Source organism: Arthrobacter sp. UM1 (assembly GCF_020483305.1).
In the GTDB taxonomy this organism is placed as follows: Bacteria; Actinomycetota; Actinomycetes; order Actinomycetales; family Micrococcaceae; genus Falsarthrobacter.
Genome location: NZ_JACWAB010000003.1, coordinates 43,031 through 56,328, shown reverse-complemented (window position 1 = coordinate 56,328; position 13,298 = coordinate 43,031). Strand labels below are relative to the sequence as shown.

The following is a 13,298-nucleotide window of genomic DNA, read 5'->3' as shown; positions in this document are numbered from 1 at the left end:
TCTGAACAACTCTCATGCCCCCTCAGGAGCCCTCTCCATGACCCCAGAGCCCACTCAGATCCGCGTCCCCGGCCCTGCCGTGCATCCCTCGCGCCGGGAGGTCGCCCGCGGGGCCGCCTGGGCTGCGCCGGCCGTGGTGCTGTCCACCGCCGCCCCGGCCGCTCAGGCCTCTCTCCCGCCCGTCACCGCGCGGCACGGCGTCTTCGTCCAGGTGGTCGATGCCGACCCGGGGAACGAGTTCGAGACGGCCATCGGCGTCGCCTCGTATCTCGGCGCCGTTTCGGACTCCTCCGGCAGCGTTTCCGGACCGCCCGGGGCGCTCGCGGTGGGGAGCGGCTCGTTCACCCCGGGCGGCTCGCTCGGCAGCCAGGACGGCCTCTACGGCGGCAGCGGACTCTGGATCTCGGCTCCGGTGGGACCGGATGGAGAGTTTGTGGCCGGAACCTCGACGCTCAAGGCAGGGGCCCAGATCCGTCAGAGCTACACGGCCACCTTCCCCGAGGGGTGGGATGCCTACGAGCCCATCAACTGGGCGCCGGGGGTCCGCGAGACCCGTTCGCGGGCCGGCGCGGCAACCGGCCTGCGCGAGTCCCTGAACGGCGCGGCGTACACCGTCTCCTATTCCCAGGGGGAGGTGCAGGGGAACGTCTGGACGGGGAGCATCACCATCACGCTGCTCGAGCCGCTCGTCGTCTCCGGCCCGGACACCCCCTACGGCCAGGTGCTCACGAGCCAGTCGCCGGTCTTCTACGACGCGCATGTGCTCGCCTCCTTCGCCTCCACGGTCACGGTCGCAAGCGGAGTCATCGAGGTGCAGCCTGCGGATCCGGGGGTGGCGAGGAGCACGGTGGTCATCGCGGACGAGTCCGCCCAAGCTGAGCTCACGGCTCCGCAGTTCCCCTGACCTCCCGGCACAGCTGACATCCGTTCGCAGGAGGCTCCGAGGGAGCGCCGATACGCTGGAGGCATGCGTTTGGCCCGCCCCTCCCTCCTCGACGAGTCCGCTGCCGTGACGGCGCGCAGGCTCCTGGGGTGCGAGCTCCGCCGCGGAGGCGTGGCGGTGGAGATCACCGAGGTGGAGGCCTACGAGGGGGAGGCGGACCCGGCCTCCCACGCCTGGAAGGGCCCCAACCGCAAGAACGCCGTCATGTTCGGCCCGGCCGGCCGGCTCTACACGTACTCGATGCACGGCCACACGTGCTGCAACGTGGTCTGCTCCCCGGAAGGCGTCGCCCGGGCCGTCCTGGTTCGCGCCGGCCGCGTGGTCGCCGGGCTCGAGGAGGCCCGTTCCCGCCGCCCCGGCGTGGAGGACGCCCGTCTGGCCCGCGGTCCGGGCTGCCTGACGCGCGCGCTCGGCATCACCATGGAGGACTCGGCCGCGGAGCTCCTCAGCCCGGACTCGCCCGTGCAGCTCTGGGCCCCGGACCGCGATTCGGGCGCCGCGGGGGAGGCGCCGGACGCGCGCGCCGTCGTCGTCGGCCCCCGTGTGGGAGTGCCGCGCGCGGAGGAGGAGCCGCTGCGCTTCGCCTTCGCCGGAGACCCCACGGTCTCCGCGTTCCGCCGGGCCGCTCGGTCCGCGAGCCAGACGGCCGGGGAGGCCGCGGGAAGAGGCGCTGGGGCATGAACTGGCAGGATCGCGTCAACGCGTTCACGGATGACCGGGACCGGGCGGACGGCCGGGACGCTCCCGAGCGCACGTGGAGCGCGCCCGCGGGGGAGATCCGCGGCTGGCTGGACGGGGACGTCGCCCGCGCCACCGGGATTCCCTATGCCACGGCCGAGCGGTTCGGCCGGCCCGTCCCCGCGGAGCCGAGCGCCGAGCCCGTCGAGGCCCGGAGGTGGGCGCCCGCCTGCCCGCAGGTGCCCATGGACATCCTCGAGAAGCTCCTCTGGCATCCGGACGCGGGCATGGAGGAGGACGAGGCCTGCCTCAACCTCTCCGTGACGGTTCCTGCGCACGCGGACCCGGCCGGATCGCTGCCCGTCATGGTCTGGATCCACGGCGGCTCCTACACGGCCGGCGCCGGAGACGCGCACGTGTTCGAGGCGGCGCCGATCGTCAGCGAGCAGGACGTCATCGTCGTGAGCGTGACGTACCGGCTCAGCATCCTCGGGTATCTCGGCTGGGAGGGCGGGCGCCCCGCGAACCTCGGCCTGCTGGACCAGATCGAGGCGCTGCGCTGGGTGCGCCGGAACATCGCGGCCTTCGGCGGGGACCCGGAGAACGTGACCGTGTTCGGGCAGTCGGCCGGCGCGGATGCCGCCGCGCACCTCATGATCGCCCGCGGCGCGGAGGGGCTGTTCGCCAAGGCGATCCTCCAGTCCGCCCCGCTGGGGATCATGCCCAACCGCTCGAGGATGACGGCCCTCATGGCCCGCGAGGCCTCCCGGACGGAGGACAACGCCCCGCTCGCCGAGATCCTGGGGAGCGAGGAGCGCGTGGCGCGCTGGGCGCTCCCGTTCGGCCTCCGCGGAGCCATGCCCTTCGGCGTCCAGTACGGCTTCGACCCGCTTCCCGCGGAGGAGGAGCTCGACGACGCCTGGCGGGACGCCGCCTCCCGCGTGCAGATCATGATCGGCCACACCGCCCGCGAGGCCTCGCTCTTCACGGGCGAAGTGCCGGGGATGCACCGGTTCGCCCGGCAAGCGAGGATCGGGGAGGCCATCTCCGAGGGGCTCGTCACCGCGCTGACCCGTCGGATCTACGCGGATCCGGCCCACGCCTTCGCCGCCCGTCACGCGGATGCCGGTGGCCGGGGAGTGCAGTACGTCATCGACTGGGGGCCCGAGGGGTCTCCGTACAAGGCCGCCCACACGATTGAGCTGCCGCTGCTCCTGGGGTCCCGCCCGGCGTGGGAGAAGGCCGCGCTCATCGCCGGGGCGGTCTGGGAGGACGTGGAGCCGCAGGGGATGATGCTGCGCTCGCTCTGGGCGCGCTTCGCCCGCACGGGCACGGTGGAGCTCGAGTCCTACCCCGGGCTCATCCGGTTCGGGCCGCTCGAGACCCCGCCGGACTGAGGCCTGCTCGCGTTGCATAGGTAAGTTATGATATAAACTGTTCCATGGAAAACGCGACGCCAGACCGCCTCGCCGAGCACCTCCAGGGGACGCTCGAGCTCCTCGTCCGCCGCCTCCGCGCAGACGCCGCTGACGAGGCCCTCTCCCAGTCCGCCGCCGGCCTCATGGTCCGCCTGGACCTCAACGGCCCGCAGCGGATCATGCACCTCGCCCGCCAGGAGGGCGTGTCCCAGCCGGCCATGACGCAGTCCGTGGACCGCCTCGAGCGGGAGGGCCTCGTGGAGCGCCATCCTTCGGCTGAGGACCGCCGCGCCGTCGTCGTCGAGCTGACGGACGCCGGACGCGAGACGCTCCAGGCCCGCCGCGCCCGCCGCCGCGCCAAGCTCTCCGGCTACCTGGCGGAGCTGGACGCGGAGGACCAGACGAAGATCGCCGCGGCGATCCGGCCCCTCGAGCGGTTCTCGGACGTCGTGGCGGCGGCTGCGCGCCCCTGCCCGACGGGAAAGGAGACCGCGTGACCCGGGCGCCCTCCGTCGAGGCCGGCACAGAGTCCGCCCGGGGTGCCGAGACCGCCCGGGGCGCCGAGGCCGCACCCGCCGCGCGCCGCACCCCGAAGCCGTCCCTCCTCGACCAGCCGAAGGCCGTCTGGGCCGTGGCATTCGCGTGCGTCATCTCCTTCATGGGGATCGGGCTCGTGGACCCGATCCTCCCGGCCATCTCGCACGGCCTCCAGGCCAGCCCCGCGCAGGTCTCGCTCCTGTTCACGAGCTACCTCGTGGTCACGGCCATCGCCATGCTCGGCGTCGGCTGGCTCTCCAGCCGGATCGGCTCCAAGTGGACGCTCATCACGGGGCTCGCGCTCATCGTGGTCTTCGCGGGACTCGCGGGACTCTCGAGCTCGATCAACGGCATCATCGGCTTCCGCGGCGGCTGGGGGCTGGGCAACGCGATGTTCATCGCGACGAGCCTCGCCGTCATCGTCGCCTCCGCGCGGGGCGGCTTCTCCGGCGCCATCATCCTCTACGAGGCGGCGCTCGGCATCGGCATGGCCACGGGGCCGCTCCTCGGCGGCCTCCTGGGCGGGATCAGCTGGCGCGGCCCGTTCCTCGGCGTCTCCGTGCTCATGGGCATCGCGCTCGTGGCCACCCTGCTCTTCATCCCCAAGCTGCCGAGGCCCGCGGTCAAGACGGACCTCAGCGCGCCCCTCAAGGCGCTCTCCCACCGCGGCCTCCTCACGATGGGCATCGTGGCGCTCCTCTACAACTGGGGCTTCTTCACGATGCTCGGCTATGCCCCGTACCCCATGCACCTCGAGGCGATGCAGCTCGGCCTCGTCTTCACCGGGTGGGGGCTCCTCGTGGCGGTCTTCGCCGTCTTCCTGGCCCCGATGCTCCAGCGGCGATTCGGGACAGCGGCCACGCTCTACGCCAATCTGCTCGTGCTGGCCGTGCTCATGCTCGTCATCGCGCTCGGCGTGGACACGCCGGGGATCGTCATGGCTGCGGTGGTCCTCTCCGGCGCCTGCATCGGCGTGAACAACACGCTGACCACCCAGGCCGTCATGCTCGTCTCGCCCGTGGACCGCGCGGTGGCGTCCTCCGCGTACGGCTTCGTCCGCTTCATCGGAGGCGGCCTGGCGCCGTTCTTCGCGGGCAAGATCGCAGAGGCCACGAACACCTCCATGGCCTTCATCGTGGCGGCTGCGGCCTTCTTCCTCGCCGTGCCCGTTCTCGCGAGCGGCCACCGCCTGGTCACTGCGGCGGAGCAGGCGGAGGAGTCCTCGCGTGCCGACGACGACGAAGACGCCGAGCTCGCCCTCGACGCCGTGGAGGGGAGCGAGGCGTAGCGGAGGCAGCTCCTCCGGCGGCTCCGAGAGGACGTTCAGGCTGTGTTCAGGTAAGATCGTCGCCAATCGGAGTGCTGTGAATCACAGTGTGTGACTGCTGCGGCTCCGGGGACTCACCGCTCGCGAAAGGGGCCTCCGCATGTCCGCGCAGACCTACCAGCTCATCGCCATCCTCGTGTACTTCGGGGCGATGGTCTTCATCGGCTTCTGGGCCAACCGGAAGAACAACGACCTCGACGACTACCTCCTCGGCGGCCGAGGGCTGACCCCCGGCGTCGCCGCCCTCTCGGCCGGTGCCTCGGACATGTCCGGCTGGCTGCTCATGGGCCTGCCGGGCGCCCTCTACATGGGCGGGCTCTTCGAGGCGTGGATCGCCGTGGGCCTCACGATCGGCGCCTGGCTCAACTGGAAGTTCGTGGCTCCCCGCCTGCGGGCCTACACCGAGGTGGCGCACAACTCGATCACGGTGCCCTCCTTCTTCGACAACCGTCTGCGCGGCTCCGGCCCGCAGATCAGCCGGGTGCTGAGGATCGTCGCCGGGCTCGTCATCCTCGTCTTCTTCACCTTCTACGTCTCCTCCGGCATGGTCGCCGGCGGCACCTTCTTCCAGGCGTCCTTCGCGGACCTGTTCAAGGCCAGCTCGCCGGAGGCGGCGTACCTCCAGGGCATGCTGCTCGTGGGCGGCATCACGGTGCTGTACACGCTCTTCGGCGGCTTCCTCGGCGCGACGTTCACGGACGTGGCCCAGGGTCTGCTCATGCTGGCCGCGCTCATCCTCGTCCCGATCGTCGGCATCATCCAGCTCGGCGGCCCCGCGCACGTCTACCAGGAGGTCATCGCGGTCAAGCCGCACGCCTTCTCCCTCGTGGCCGGCGGCACGCTCATCGGCGGCATCTCCGCCGCCGCCTGGGGCCTCGGGTACTTCGGACAGCCGCACATCATCGTCCGCTTCATGGCCCTGCGCTCTGCTGCGGACGCGGCGGCCGGCCGGCGCATCGGCATCGGCTGGATGCTGCTCACCGTGCTCGGCGCCACGAGCACGGCGCTCGTGGGCATCGCCTACTTCGCCACGCACCCGCAGGCGAAGCTCACGGACGCGAAGTCGGCCGAGTCCGTCTTCCTGGACCTCTCGCAGATCTTCTTCCACCCGCTCATCGCCGGATTCGTCCTGGCCGCCGTCCTCGCGGCCATCATGTCCACGATCTCGAGCCAGCTCGTCGTCTCCTCCTCGGCCCTCGTGGAGGACCTCGCCTCGATGGTCTTCAACCGGCCGCTCTCCCCGCGGGCGAGCCTGTGGCTGGGCCGCGCCGGCGTGCTCTGCGTGGCGCTCATCGCGATGCTCCTGGCCCTCAACCCGAACAGCAGCATCCTCAAGCTCGTGGCCTTCGCTTGGGCCGGGTTCGGCGCGGCCTTCGGCCCCGTGGTCATCCTGTCCCTCTACTGGCGCCGCCTCTCGGCGTGGGGCGCTCTCGCCGGCATTGTGACGGGATCCGTGACCGTGTTCGCCTGGAAGGGCCTCGGCACGGACGTGTACGAGATCATCCCGGGGTTCATCGTCTGCGGCCTCGTCGCCGTCGTCGTCTCGCTCTTCACCTTCCGCCCGCACGCGGAGACGGACGCGGAGTTCAACGAGGCCGTCCGCCTCGCCGAGGCTCCGGCCCTGCGCGGCTGAGAGCCGAGAGGACAGGAGCCGAGCGAACAGGAGAGGGGCCCGCACGCCTGAGCGTGCGGGCCCCTCGACTGCGGTCTCCGGCGTCGGCCGCCGGGCCTCGGAGGCTAGAAGCCGAGGTTGGCGTTGTCGTACACCGCGGTGTTGTTCGCCTTGTTGGGATCGACCGTGCCCTGCGGCACCGAGGTCTCCTCGATGGTCACCTTGTCACGGGTGCCGTTGAGGTAGTGGTGGTTGGACCAGAGGCCGTTCACGCTCTTGCCCACGCCCAGCGGACGGTTCAGCGTCACGATGTAGCTGTTGTTGTCCGTGGGATCCTGCTGGGCGGTGCACGCCTGGAGGTCCGGGCAGGTCACCGTGTGGCCCGAGCGGGACGCGGAGCCGTCCAGTGCGCTGAAGTGCACCTTGAACTGCGTTCCCGTGGGCAGCGCCTGCGGGCCGTTGTTGGCGATCTTGAACGAGCCGGCCGTCATGAGGCCCTGCACCGGGGCGCCGCTCTTGATGGAGACGGCGGCGTCCGCCGTCGTGGACGGGGTGGCTGCGTTCGCGGCGGGGGCCGCGACGGCCGCTCCGGCCGCGAGAAGGGCTGCTGCTGCGGTGATGGTCTTCTTCATCATGGTTCGACCTTCCTTCCGGGGATGTCGGCGCGTTCGGGGGAACGCGCTCGACCCTCACCTTTGCGGAGGTCTGTCCCTGGGTCAAGCTACTGCAAAGTTCAATCATTCAGCGTCCGCTCGGGCTCTGCGCACCCGAGGGATCAGCTTGACAGCCGTGACAGCAAGGGCGACGACGGCGACGACGACCGCCAGCAGCCACGGAGTCCGCAGCCACGCCCAGACCACGGCCATGCCGACTGTCCCATAGACAACTCCCCACATCGCCGCGCCGAACAGCATGGCCGGGACCCAGCGGGTCAGCGGCATGCGGGTGAGGCCCGTCGTCGTGATGACGGCGGTCTGGAAGCCGATGGTGAGGAAGCAGAACGGCACGGCCAGGACGCCCCAGCGGTTGACGAACCGCTCGGCACGGCGGAACGCAGGGGAGTCGAAGGAGCGCCGGATGCGCTCGAGGCGGCGGCCGCCCGCTGACGCGAGGCGGCCGAGGGCGTACACCAGGCTCGAGCGGAGGACGGCGACGCCGAAGAAGAAGAGGATCGCCCACCCCACGTGGAGGCTCTGGATCCAGTCATGCATGAGCCGATTCTATCTCCAGCGCCGCACAGCCGGCTCGGCCCGGGTCAGGCCCAGGGATGCTCGGCGATGGGGGAGGAGCCGTCGTTGAACTCGATCGTGAGACCGTGCGTGTTCTGGTCCCCGAGCGTCTCCGCGATGACACGCGCCACGTTGCCGCGGGAGACCTTGCCGCCCTCGAGGGTGGAGTCCTTGCGGTCGAGACGGACGTCGATCTTGCCGGACGGCTCGTCCTCGGTGAGCATGCTGGGGCCGAGGATGGTCCAGTCGAGCGGCGAGCTGCGGAGGTGGTCGTCCGCGTCCGCCTTGGCCTGGGCGTAGGTGTGGAAGTCGTTGTCCTCGGGGACCCCGTGCTCCTGGCTGGCGCCGAAGTAGGAGACCATGAGGAAGCGGCGGACGCCGCGGTTCATCGCGGCCTCGACGGTCTGGACGGCCGCCTCGCGGTCCACGGCCTGCGTCCGCTCCGGGCTGCCTCCGCCCGCGCCTGCCGACCAGACGACGGCGTCGTAGTCCGCCACGAGGTTGGCGAGCTGCTCGGGGCTCATGCGCTCCACGTCCGCCTCGACGAACTCGGCGCCCGCGGCCTCGATGTCCGCGGCGTGGTCCGGGTTGCGGGCCGCACCGGCCACGCTCCAGCCCTTCTCCGCGAGGAGCGGGGCCGCGAGCAGGGCCACCTTGCCGTGTCCTCCGATGATGAGTGCGCGCTTCATGTCCGGGTCCTCCTTCCGAGGGCGCCCTTCCACCGGGCGTCCCGACGGGTCGCGTTGCTGTCTTTGTTTGGAACCTTATCGAAGGCGTCCCTGGGGAGACAGGGGAGCAGCGCCCTTCGTCCACCGGCGAACGCGTGGTGTGCGTCCGGCGGGACTGGGGGCGCCGGGGACAGCGTACGGAGGGGCTTGGGGCGCCGGGGCCGACGGCGGACGCAGAAGGGCCCGGGAAGCAGCATGCTTCCCGGGCCCCTCGGGCGAGCGGATCAGGCGTCCGGCTCGCTGTGCGTCAGACGCGCTCCTTGAGGCCGTCGATGGCCTTGTTGAGCGTGGCGGACGGACGCATGACCGCGGAGGTCTTCTGCTCGTCCGGACGGTAGTAGCCGCCGATGTCCGCATGCTTGCCCTGGACCTCGAGGAGCTCCTTGACGATCTGGTCCTCGCCGGAGGCCAGCGCGTCCGCCACGGGGGCGAACTTGGCCGCGAGGTCCTCGTCGTCCTTCTGCGCCGCGAGCTCCTGCGCCCAGTAGAGGGCCAGGTAGTAGTGGCTGCCGCGGTTGTCGATCTCGCCGGCCTTGCGGCTCGGGGACTTGTTCTCGTTGAGGAACGTCTCCGTGGCGCGCTCGAGCGTGGAGGCGAGCACCTGTGCGGAGGCGTTGCCGTCCTTCTCGCCCGCGTGGCGGAAGGACTCCGCGAGGGCCATGAACTCGCCGAGCGAGTCCCACCGCAGGTGGTCCTCCTCGATGAGCTGCTGGACGTGCTTCGGGGCGGAGCCGCCGGCGCCCGTCTCGAAGAGGCCGCCGCCGTTGAGCAGCGGGACCACGGAGAGCATCTTCGCGGAGGTGCCGAGCTCGAGGATCGGGAACAGGTCCGTGTTGTAGTCGCGGAGCACGTTGCCCGTCACCGAGATGGTGTCCTCGCCGCGGCGGATGCGCGCGAGCGAGTAGGCCGTGGCCTCCTCCGGGGACTTGATGCTGATCTCGAGGCCGTCCGTGTCCTGGTCCTTGAGGTACGCCTCGACCTTCTCGATGAGGCTGCGGTCATGCGCGCGGGACGGGTCCAGCCAGAACACCGCGGGGGTGTTCGAGGCGCGGGAGCGCGTCACGGCGAGCTTGACCCAGTCGCGGACCGGGACGTCCTTGGTCTGGCAGGCCCGCCAGATGTCCCCGGCCTCGACCTCGTGCTGCATGAGCACCTCGCCCGCCTGGTTCACCACCTGGACGGTGCCGTCCGCGGGGATCTCGAAGGTCTTGTCGTGCGAGCCGTACTCCTCGGCCTTCTGCGCCATGAGGCCGACGTTCGGGACGGAGCCCATCGTCGTCGGGTCGAAGGCACCGTTGGCCCGGCAGTCCTCGATGACCGTCTGGTACACGCCCGCGTAGGAGCTGTCCGGGATGACGGCGAGGGTGTCCTGCTCCTCGCCGTTCGGGCCCCACATGTGGCCGGAGGTGCGGATCATGGCCGGCATCGAGGCGTCCACGATGACGTCCGAGGGCACGTGCAGGTTGGTGATGCCCTTGTCCGAGTTGACCATCGCAAGCTCGGGGCCCTCGGCGAGGCCCTGCTCGATGCCCTTCTTGACGCCCTCCGCCACGGACGGCTCCAGCGCGTCCAGCCCGGAGAGGATGGAGGCGAGGCCGTTGTTGGGGGAGAGGCCGGCGGCGGCGAGCTGCTCGCCGTACTGCTCGAACACCTGCGGGAAGAACGCGCGGACCACGTGGCCGAAGATGATCGGGTCAGAGACCTTCATCATCGTGGCCTTGAGGTGGACCGAGAAGAGGACGCCCTCCTCCTTGGCGCGCTTGACCTGCGCGGCGAGGAACTCGTCCAGCTTCTTGGCGGAGATGAACGTGGCGTCCACGATCTCGTCCTTGAGGACCTTGAGGCCCTCCTTGAGGACCGTGGTGCTGCCGTCCTTGCCGACGAGCTTGAACGTGAGCACGTCGTCCTGCGGGAGGATGACGGACTGCTCGTTCGAGCGGAAGTCGTCCTGGCCCATGGTGGCCACGTTGGTCTTCGAGTCCTTGCTCCACGCGCCCATCGAGTGCGGGTGCTTGCGGGCGTAGTTCTTGACCGAGAGGGGAGCGCGGCGGTCCGAGTTGCCCTCGCGCAGCACCGGGTTGACGGCGGAGCCCTTGACCTTGTCGTAACGGGCCCGGATGTCCTTCTCATCGTCCGTCTTCGGCTCGTCCGGGTAGTCCGGAAGGTCGAAGCCCTTGCCCTGGAGCTCCTTGACGGTGGCCTTGAGCTGCGGCACCGAGGCCGAGATGTTCGGGAGCTTGATGATGTTGGCCTCAGGCGTCTGGGCCAGCCGGCCCAGCTCGGCGAGGGAGTCCGGCACCTGCTGCTCCTGCGGGAGGCGGTCCGCGAACTGAGCGATGATGCGGCCGGCCAGCGAGATGTCACGCGTCTCCACGGCCACGCCGGCGGTCGAGGCGTAGGCCTCGATGATCGGCAGGAGGGAGAACGTGGCGAGCATCGGCGCTTCGTCCGTCTTGGTGTAAATGATGGTTGCCATAGTGTGGGCGTCTCTCCAACTTCACTCGGGACCACGGCGCGCGTCCCCGCGGGACGGCGCGCCCATATACGTGTCACTGTATCGGACGGGCCGGGGTCCGCGGCGGGCCTCCGGGCGCCCTGTGGACAGCGCGGACTACTCGATCTTGCCGATGGGCTCCTTCTTCTCCGCCTGGAACCTGTCCTCGGTGCGGCCGAGCGCCCAGTACGCAGAGATCGAAAGGTCCTCCTTGGGCACCCCGCGCTCGCGGAGCAGGCGGCGGAGGGCCTTGATGCCGCCCCGCTCTCCGTGGGCGAAGACCTGGAGGGGCCCTTCCGGCCACTCGCCTCCGAGCGCGGGGAGGACGGCATCGACGAGCCGCTCCTCGCTGTGCCCGGCGCCGTCGCGCAGCAGCCACCGCACCTCGACGCCCTCCGGGGCGTCCAGCTCGACGACGTCCTCCGCGCTCTCTGCCTCGACGACGACGAGCCCCCGGGCGCCCGGCCCCATGAACTCGACGCCCCGGCTGATGGCGGGCACGGCGGACTCGTCCCCGAGGAGGAGGTGGAACGCGTCCGGCCGAGGAGCGTAGCGGCCGCCGGGCCCCTGGAGGAGGAGGCGGTCGCCCGGCTCGGCGCGCTGGGCCCAGGGGCCTGCAAGACCCTCGTCCCCGTGGGTGACGAAGTCGATGGCCAGCTCCTTGTTGACCGGGTCCACCGCGCGGATCGTGTAGGTGCGTGTCACCGGCACCTGGTCCGCGGGCAGCGAGGCGCGGGCCTGCGCGAGGTCCAGCTTCTCCGCCGGAACCGTGCCGTCCTGGTTGAAGAGCAGCTTGACGTACATGTCCGCGAACTCGTTGGCAGGGAAGGACTCGAACTCCGGACCCCCGAGGAAGACCCGGACCATGTGCGGGCCGATCCGCTGCGTCTCCGTCACCTCGAGCATCGTCTGCGGCTTGGGCTTCTTCGCGGGCTTCGGCTGGACGGTGCCGCCGCCCTCCGGCTGCTCGGGGCGGTGTTCGGGACGGGCGGTCTCGGTCATCGAGGCTCCTCGGGTTAGGTTCTCCTTACCTCGATTCTAGGGTCTTCGACGTTTCGGGCGGAGCCGGGCTGGTGGTCGTCGTCGCGGGCGTCGTCGTCCTCCGCTTTCCGCGGCCAGATGGTGTAGGAGAGCGCGATGACGAAGCCGATGACGAGACCCCGCCGGATGGTGTCGTGGGTGCTGGTCAAGGCCGTGACGTCCACGCCGTCGAGGGCCAGGTGCTCGAGCACGAGCAGCAGGCCCCAGGAGATGCCGGCCGCGATGACGCCGAGGCCGAAGTTCTTCCAGGCCATGAGGGAGTGCGCGCGTCCCGTGGGCTTGGGCGGCAGGGGAGCGCCCTCGTGCCGTGCCGCCCACCGGTTGTCCATCCAGCGCACGATGGAGTGGCCGAACGCGATGGAGCCGCCGATGTAGAGCGCCGCGAGCGAATGAGCGAACGTGGGCTCCGCTCCTCGCCTGAGATCCACCGCCGTGACGCCGAGGAGCACGAGGTCCACGACGGGTGCCGCGATAAGAAGAGCGGCGCCGAGGCGCTTGCGCCGGAACAGGTAGCGGGCCGCCAGTCCGGCGACGAGGAGCACCCAGAAGGACACCTCGCAGGCGATGATCGTGATGAGAACCAAGTCAGCTCCTGATGGCACGAGTGTGCTAGAACTTTTCTAGCACAACTGTGTCACAACACTGCTGGCGTGTCTACGATGGGCCCATGCCAAAGACCATCGACACAGCCGCTCGCCGAGAAGAGATCGCCGAGGCGCTCTGGGCGGTGGCGAGGGACCGAGGCGTCTCTGCCGTCTCGGTCAGAAGCGTCGCCGAGGAGGCCGGCGTGGCAGTCGGCTCGCTGCGGCACGTCTTCCCCACGCGCGCCGAGCTCATCCAGTTCTCCGCGGAGCTCATGACCCGTCGCGTCGAGGAGAGGATCAAGGCCGAGGCGTCTCGCCCCGGGGACGAGCCGGCGGAATCCGCCCTGCGCGTCCTGCGTCACCTGCTTCCCCTCACGGAGGAGTCCCGGGCGGAGATGGAGGTGAACCTCGCGCTTTTCGCCGAGGCGCCCGCCAACCCGGGGATCCGCACAGTGCGGGACGCCGCCTACAGGGATCTGCGGGAGGTCTGCCGTCTCGTCGTCCGGCGCGTGCGCGGCTGCACCTCAGCCGCCTTCGGGGACGGGCCGGGCGAGGACGAGCCCGAGGCCCGCCGCCTGCACGCCCTCCTGGACGGGCTGGCGCTGCACCTTCTCGCAGACGACGGCGAGCGTGCCGACGCGGAAGTCCTCCGGGTGCTCCGCGCAGAGATCGAGGCCCTGGCGGACTGACTGGCCGCCAGAGCCTCA

Annotated in this window: 13 protein-coding genes; 7 read left to right on the top strand and 6 right to left on the bottom strand. The window is 70.6% G+C overall.

Going from position 1 to position 13,298, the window contains the following annotated elements; all coding sequences use genetic code 11:
* The first annotated feature begins 37 nt into the window (after positions 1-37).
* The 6 genes from H9I38_RS05320 to putP all read left to right on the top strand — a co-directional run bounded on the left by H9I38_RS05320 (position 38) and on the right by putP (position 6,536).
* A complete protein-coding gene (locus tag H9I38_RS05320) occupies positions 38-904 on the top strand; it encodes a hypothetical protein (RefSeq protein WP_226337723.1) in 867 nt (288 codons plus the stop codon).
* Between the two features lie 63 nt (positions 905-967).
* Positions 968-1,624 carry a DNA-3-methyladenine glycosylase gene (locus tag H9I38_RS05315; RefSeq protein ID WP_226337722.1) on the top strand — a complete coding sequence of 219 codons (657 nt, stop codon included), beginning with the start codon at positions 968-970 and terminating at the stop codon, positions 1,622-1,624.
* Positions 1,621-3,018, top strand: coding sequence for a carboxylesterase family protein (locus H9I38_RS05310; RefSeq protein WP_226337721.1), 1,398 nt, complete (start codon positions 1,621-1,623; stop codon positions 3,016-3,018). The genes H9I38_RS05315 and H9I38_RS05310 overlap by 4 nt, the downstream gene beginning before the upstream one ends.
* A gap of 44 nt (positions 3,019-3,062) precedes the next feature.
* On the top strand, positions 3,063-3,536 hold the full coding sequence (locus tag H9I38_RS05305) for a MarR family winged helix-turn-helix transcriptional regulator (protein ID WP_226337720.1): 474 nt from the start codon (positions 3,063-3,065) through the stop codon (positions 3,534-3,536).
* Positions 3,533-4,864: an MFS transporter gene (locus H9I38_RS05300; protein WP_226337719.1), complete on the top strand. Its 1,332-nt coding sequence runs from the start codon at positions 3,533-3,535 to the stop codon at positions 4,862-4,864. The genes H9I38_RS05305 and H9I38_RS05300 overlap by 4 nt, the downstream gene beginning before the upstream one ends.
* A gap of 139 nt (positions 4,865-5,003) precedes the next feature.
* A complete protein-coding gene (gene putP, locus H9I38_RS05295; protein WP_226337718.1) occupies positions 5,004-6,536 on the top strand; it encodes a sodium/proline symporter PutP in 1,533 nt (510 codons plus the stop codon).
* 104 nt (positions 6,537-6,640) lie between these two features.
* Here putP and H9I38_RS05290 read toward each other — a convergent pair whose 3' ends face one another.
* From H9I38_RS05290 to H9I38_RS05265, 6 genes are all read right to left on the bottom strand, one after another.
* The gene (locus tag H9I38_RS05290; protein ID WP_226337717.1) at positions 6,641-7,150 is read right to left on the bottom strand and encodes a hypothetical protein; all 510 of its coding nucleotides are present in this window, start codon (positions 7,148-7,150) and stop codon (positions 6,641-6,643) included.
* Between the two features lie 102 nt (positions 7,151-7,252).
* Positions 7,253-7,726: a DedA family protein gene (locus H9I38_RS05285; RefSeq protein WP_226337716.1), complete on the bottom strand. Its 474-nt coding sequence runs from the start codon at positions 7,724-7,726 to the stop codon at positions 7,253-7,255.
* 44 nt (positions 7,727-7,770) lie between these two features.
* Positions 7,771-8,433: an SDR family oxidoreductase gene (locus H9I38_RS05280; protein ID WP_226337715.1), complete on the bottom strand. Its 663-nt coding sequence runs from the start codon at positions 8,431-8,433 to the stop codon at positions 7,771-7,773.
* 286 nt (positions 8,434-8,719) lie between these two features.
* Positions 8,720-10,948, bottom strand: a complete 2,229-nt coding sequence (locus H9I38_RS05275) for an NADP-dependent isocitrate dehydrogenase (protein WP_226337714.1) — start codon at positions 10,946-10,948, stop codon at positions 8,720-8,722.
* 135 nt (positions 10,949-11,083) lie between these two features.
* Positions 11,084-11,968 carry a siderophore-interacting protein gene (locus H9I38_RS05270; protein ID WP_226337713.1) on the bottom strand — a complete coding sequence of 295 codons (885 nt, stop codon included), beginning with the start codon at positions 11,966-11,968 and terminating at the stop codon, positions 11,084-11,086.
* 14 nt (positions 11,969-11,982) lie between these two features.
* Entirely contained in the window at positions 11,983-12,591 is a 609-nt protein-coding gene (locus H9I38_RS05265) for a hypothetical protein (RefSeq protein ID WP_226337712.1), read from the bottom strand.
* Positions 12,592-12,674: 83 nt separating this feature from the next.
* Between H9I38_RS05265 and H9I38_RS05260 the strand changes: the two genes are divergently transcribed.
* On the top strand, positions 12,675-13,280 hold the full coding sequence (locus H9I38_RS05260; RefSeq protein WP_226337711.1) for a TetR/AcrR family transcriptional regulator: 606 nt from the start codon (positions 12,675-12,677) through the stop codon (positions 13,278-13,280).
* Positions 13,281-13,298 lie beyond the last annotated feature (18 nt).

Coding starts and splice junctions, on each gene's coding strand:
- H9I38_RS05275 (WP_226337714.1), bottom strand. CDS start 10,948: ATGGCAACCATCATTTACACCAAGACGGACGAAGCGCCGATGCTCGCC.
- H9I38_RS05315 (WP_226337722.1), top strand. CDS start 968: ATGCGTTTGGCCCGCCCCTCCCTCCTCGACGAGTCCGCTGCCGTGACG.
- H9I38_RS05305 (WP_226337720.1), top strand. CDS start 3,063: ATGGAAAACGCGACGCCAGACCGCCTCGCCGAGCACCTCCAGGGGACG.
- H9I38_RS05310 (WP_226337721.1), top strand. CDS start 1,621: ATGAACTGGCAGGATCGCGTCAACGCGTTCACGGATGACCGGGACCGG.
- H9I38_RS05290 (WP_226337717.1), bottom strand. CDS start 7,150: ATGATGAAGAAGACCATCACCGCAGCAGCAGCCCTTCTCGCGGCCGGA.
- H9I38_RS05270 (WP_226337713.1), bottom strand. CDS start 11,968: ATGACCGAGACCGCCCGTCCCGAACACCGCCCCGAGCAGCCGGAGGGC.
- H9I38_RS05320 (WP_226337723.1), top strand. CDS start 38: ATGACCCCAGAGCCCACTCAGATCCGCGTCCCCGGCCCTGCCGTGCAT.
- H9I38_RS05260 (WP_226337711.1), top strand. CDS start 12,675: ATGCCAAAGACCATCGACACAGCCGCTCGCCGAGAAGAGATCGCCGAG.
- H9I38_RS05285 (WP_226337716.1), bottom strand. CDS start 7,726: ATGCATGACTGGATCCAGAGCCTCCACGTGGGGTGGGCGATCCTCTTC.
- H9I38_RS05280 (WP_226337715.1), bottom strand. CDS start 8,433: ATGAAGCGCGCACTCATCATCGGAGGACACGGCAAGGTGGCCCTGCTC.
- putP (WP_226337718.1), top strand. CDS start 5,004: ATGTCCGCGCAGACCTACCAGCTCATCGCCATCCTCGTGTACTTCGGG.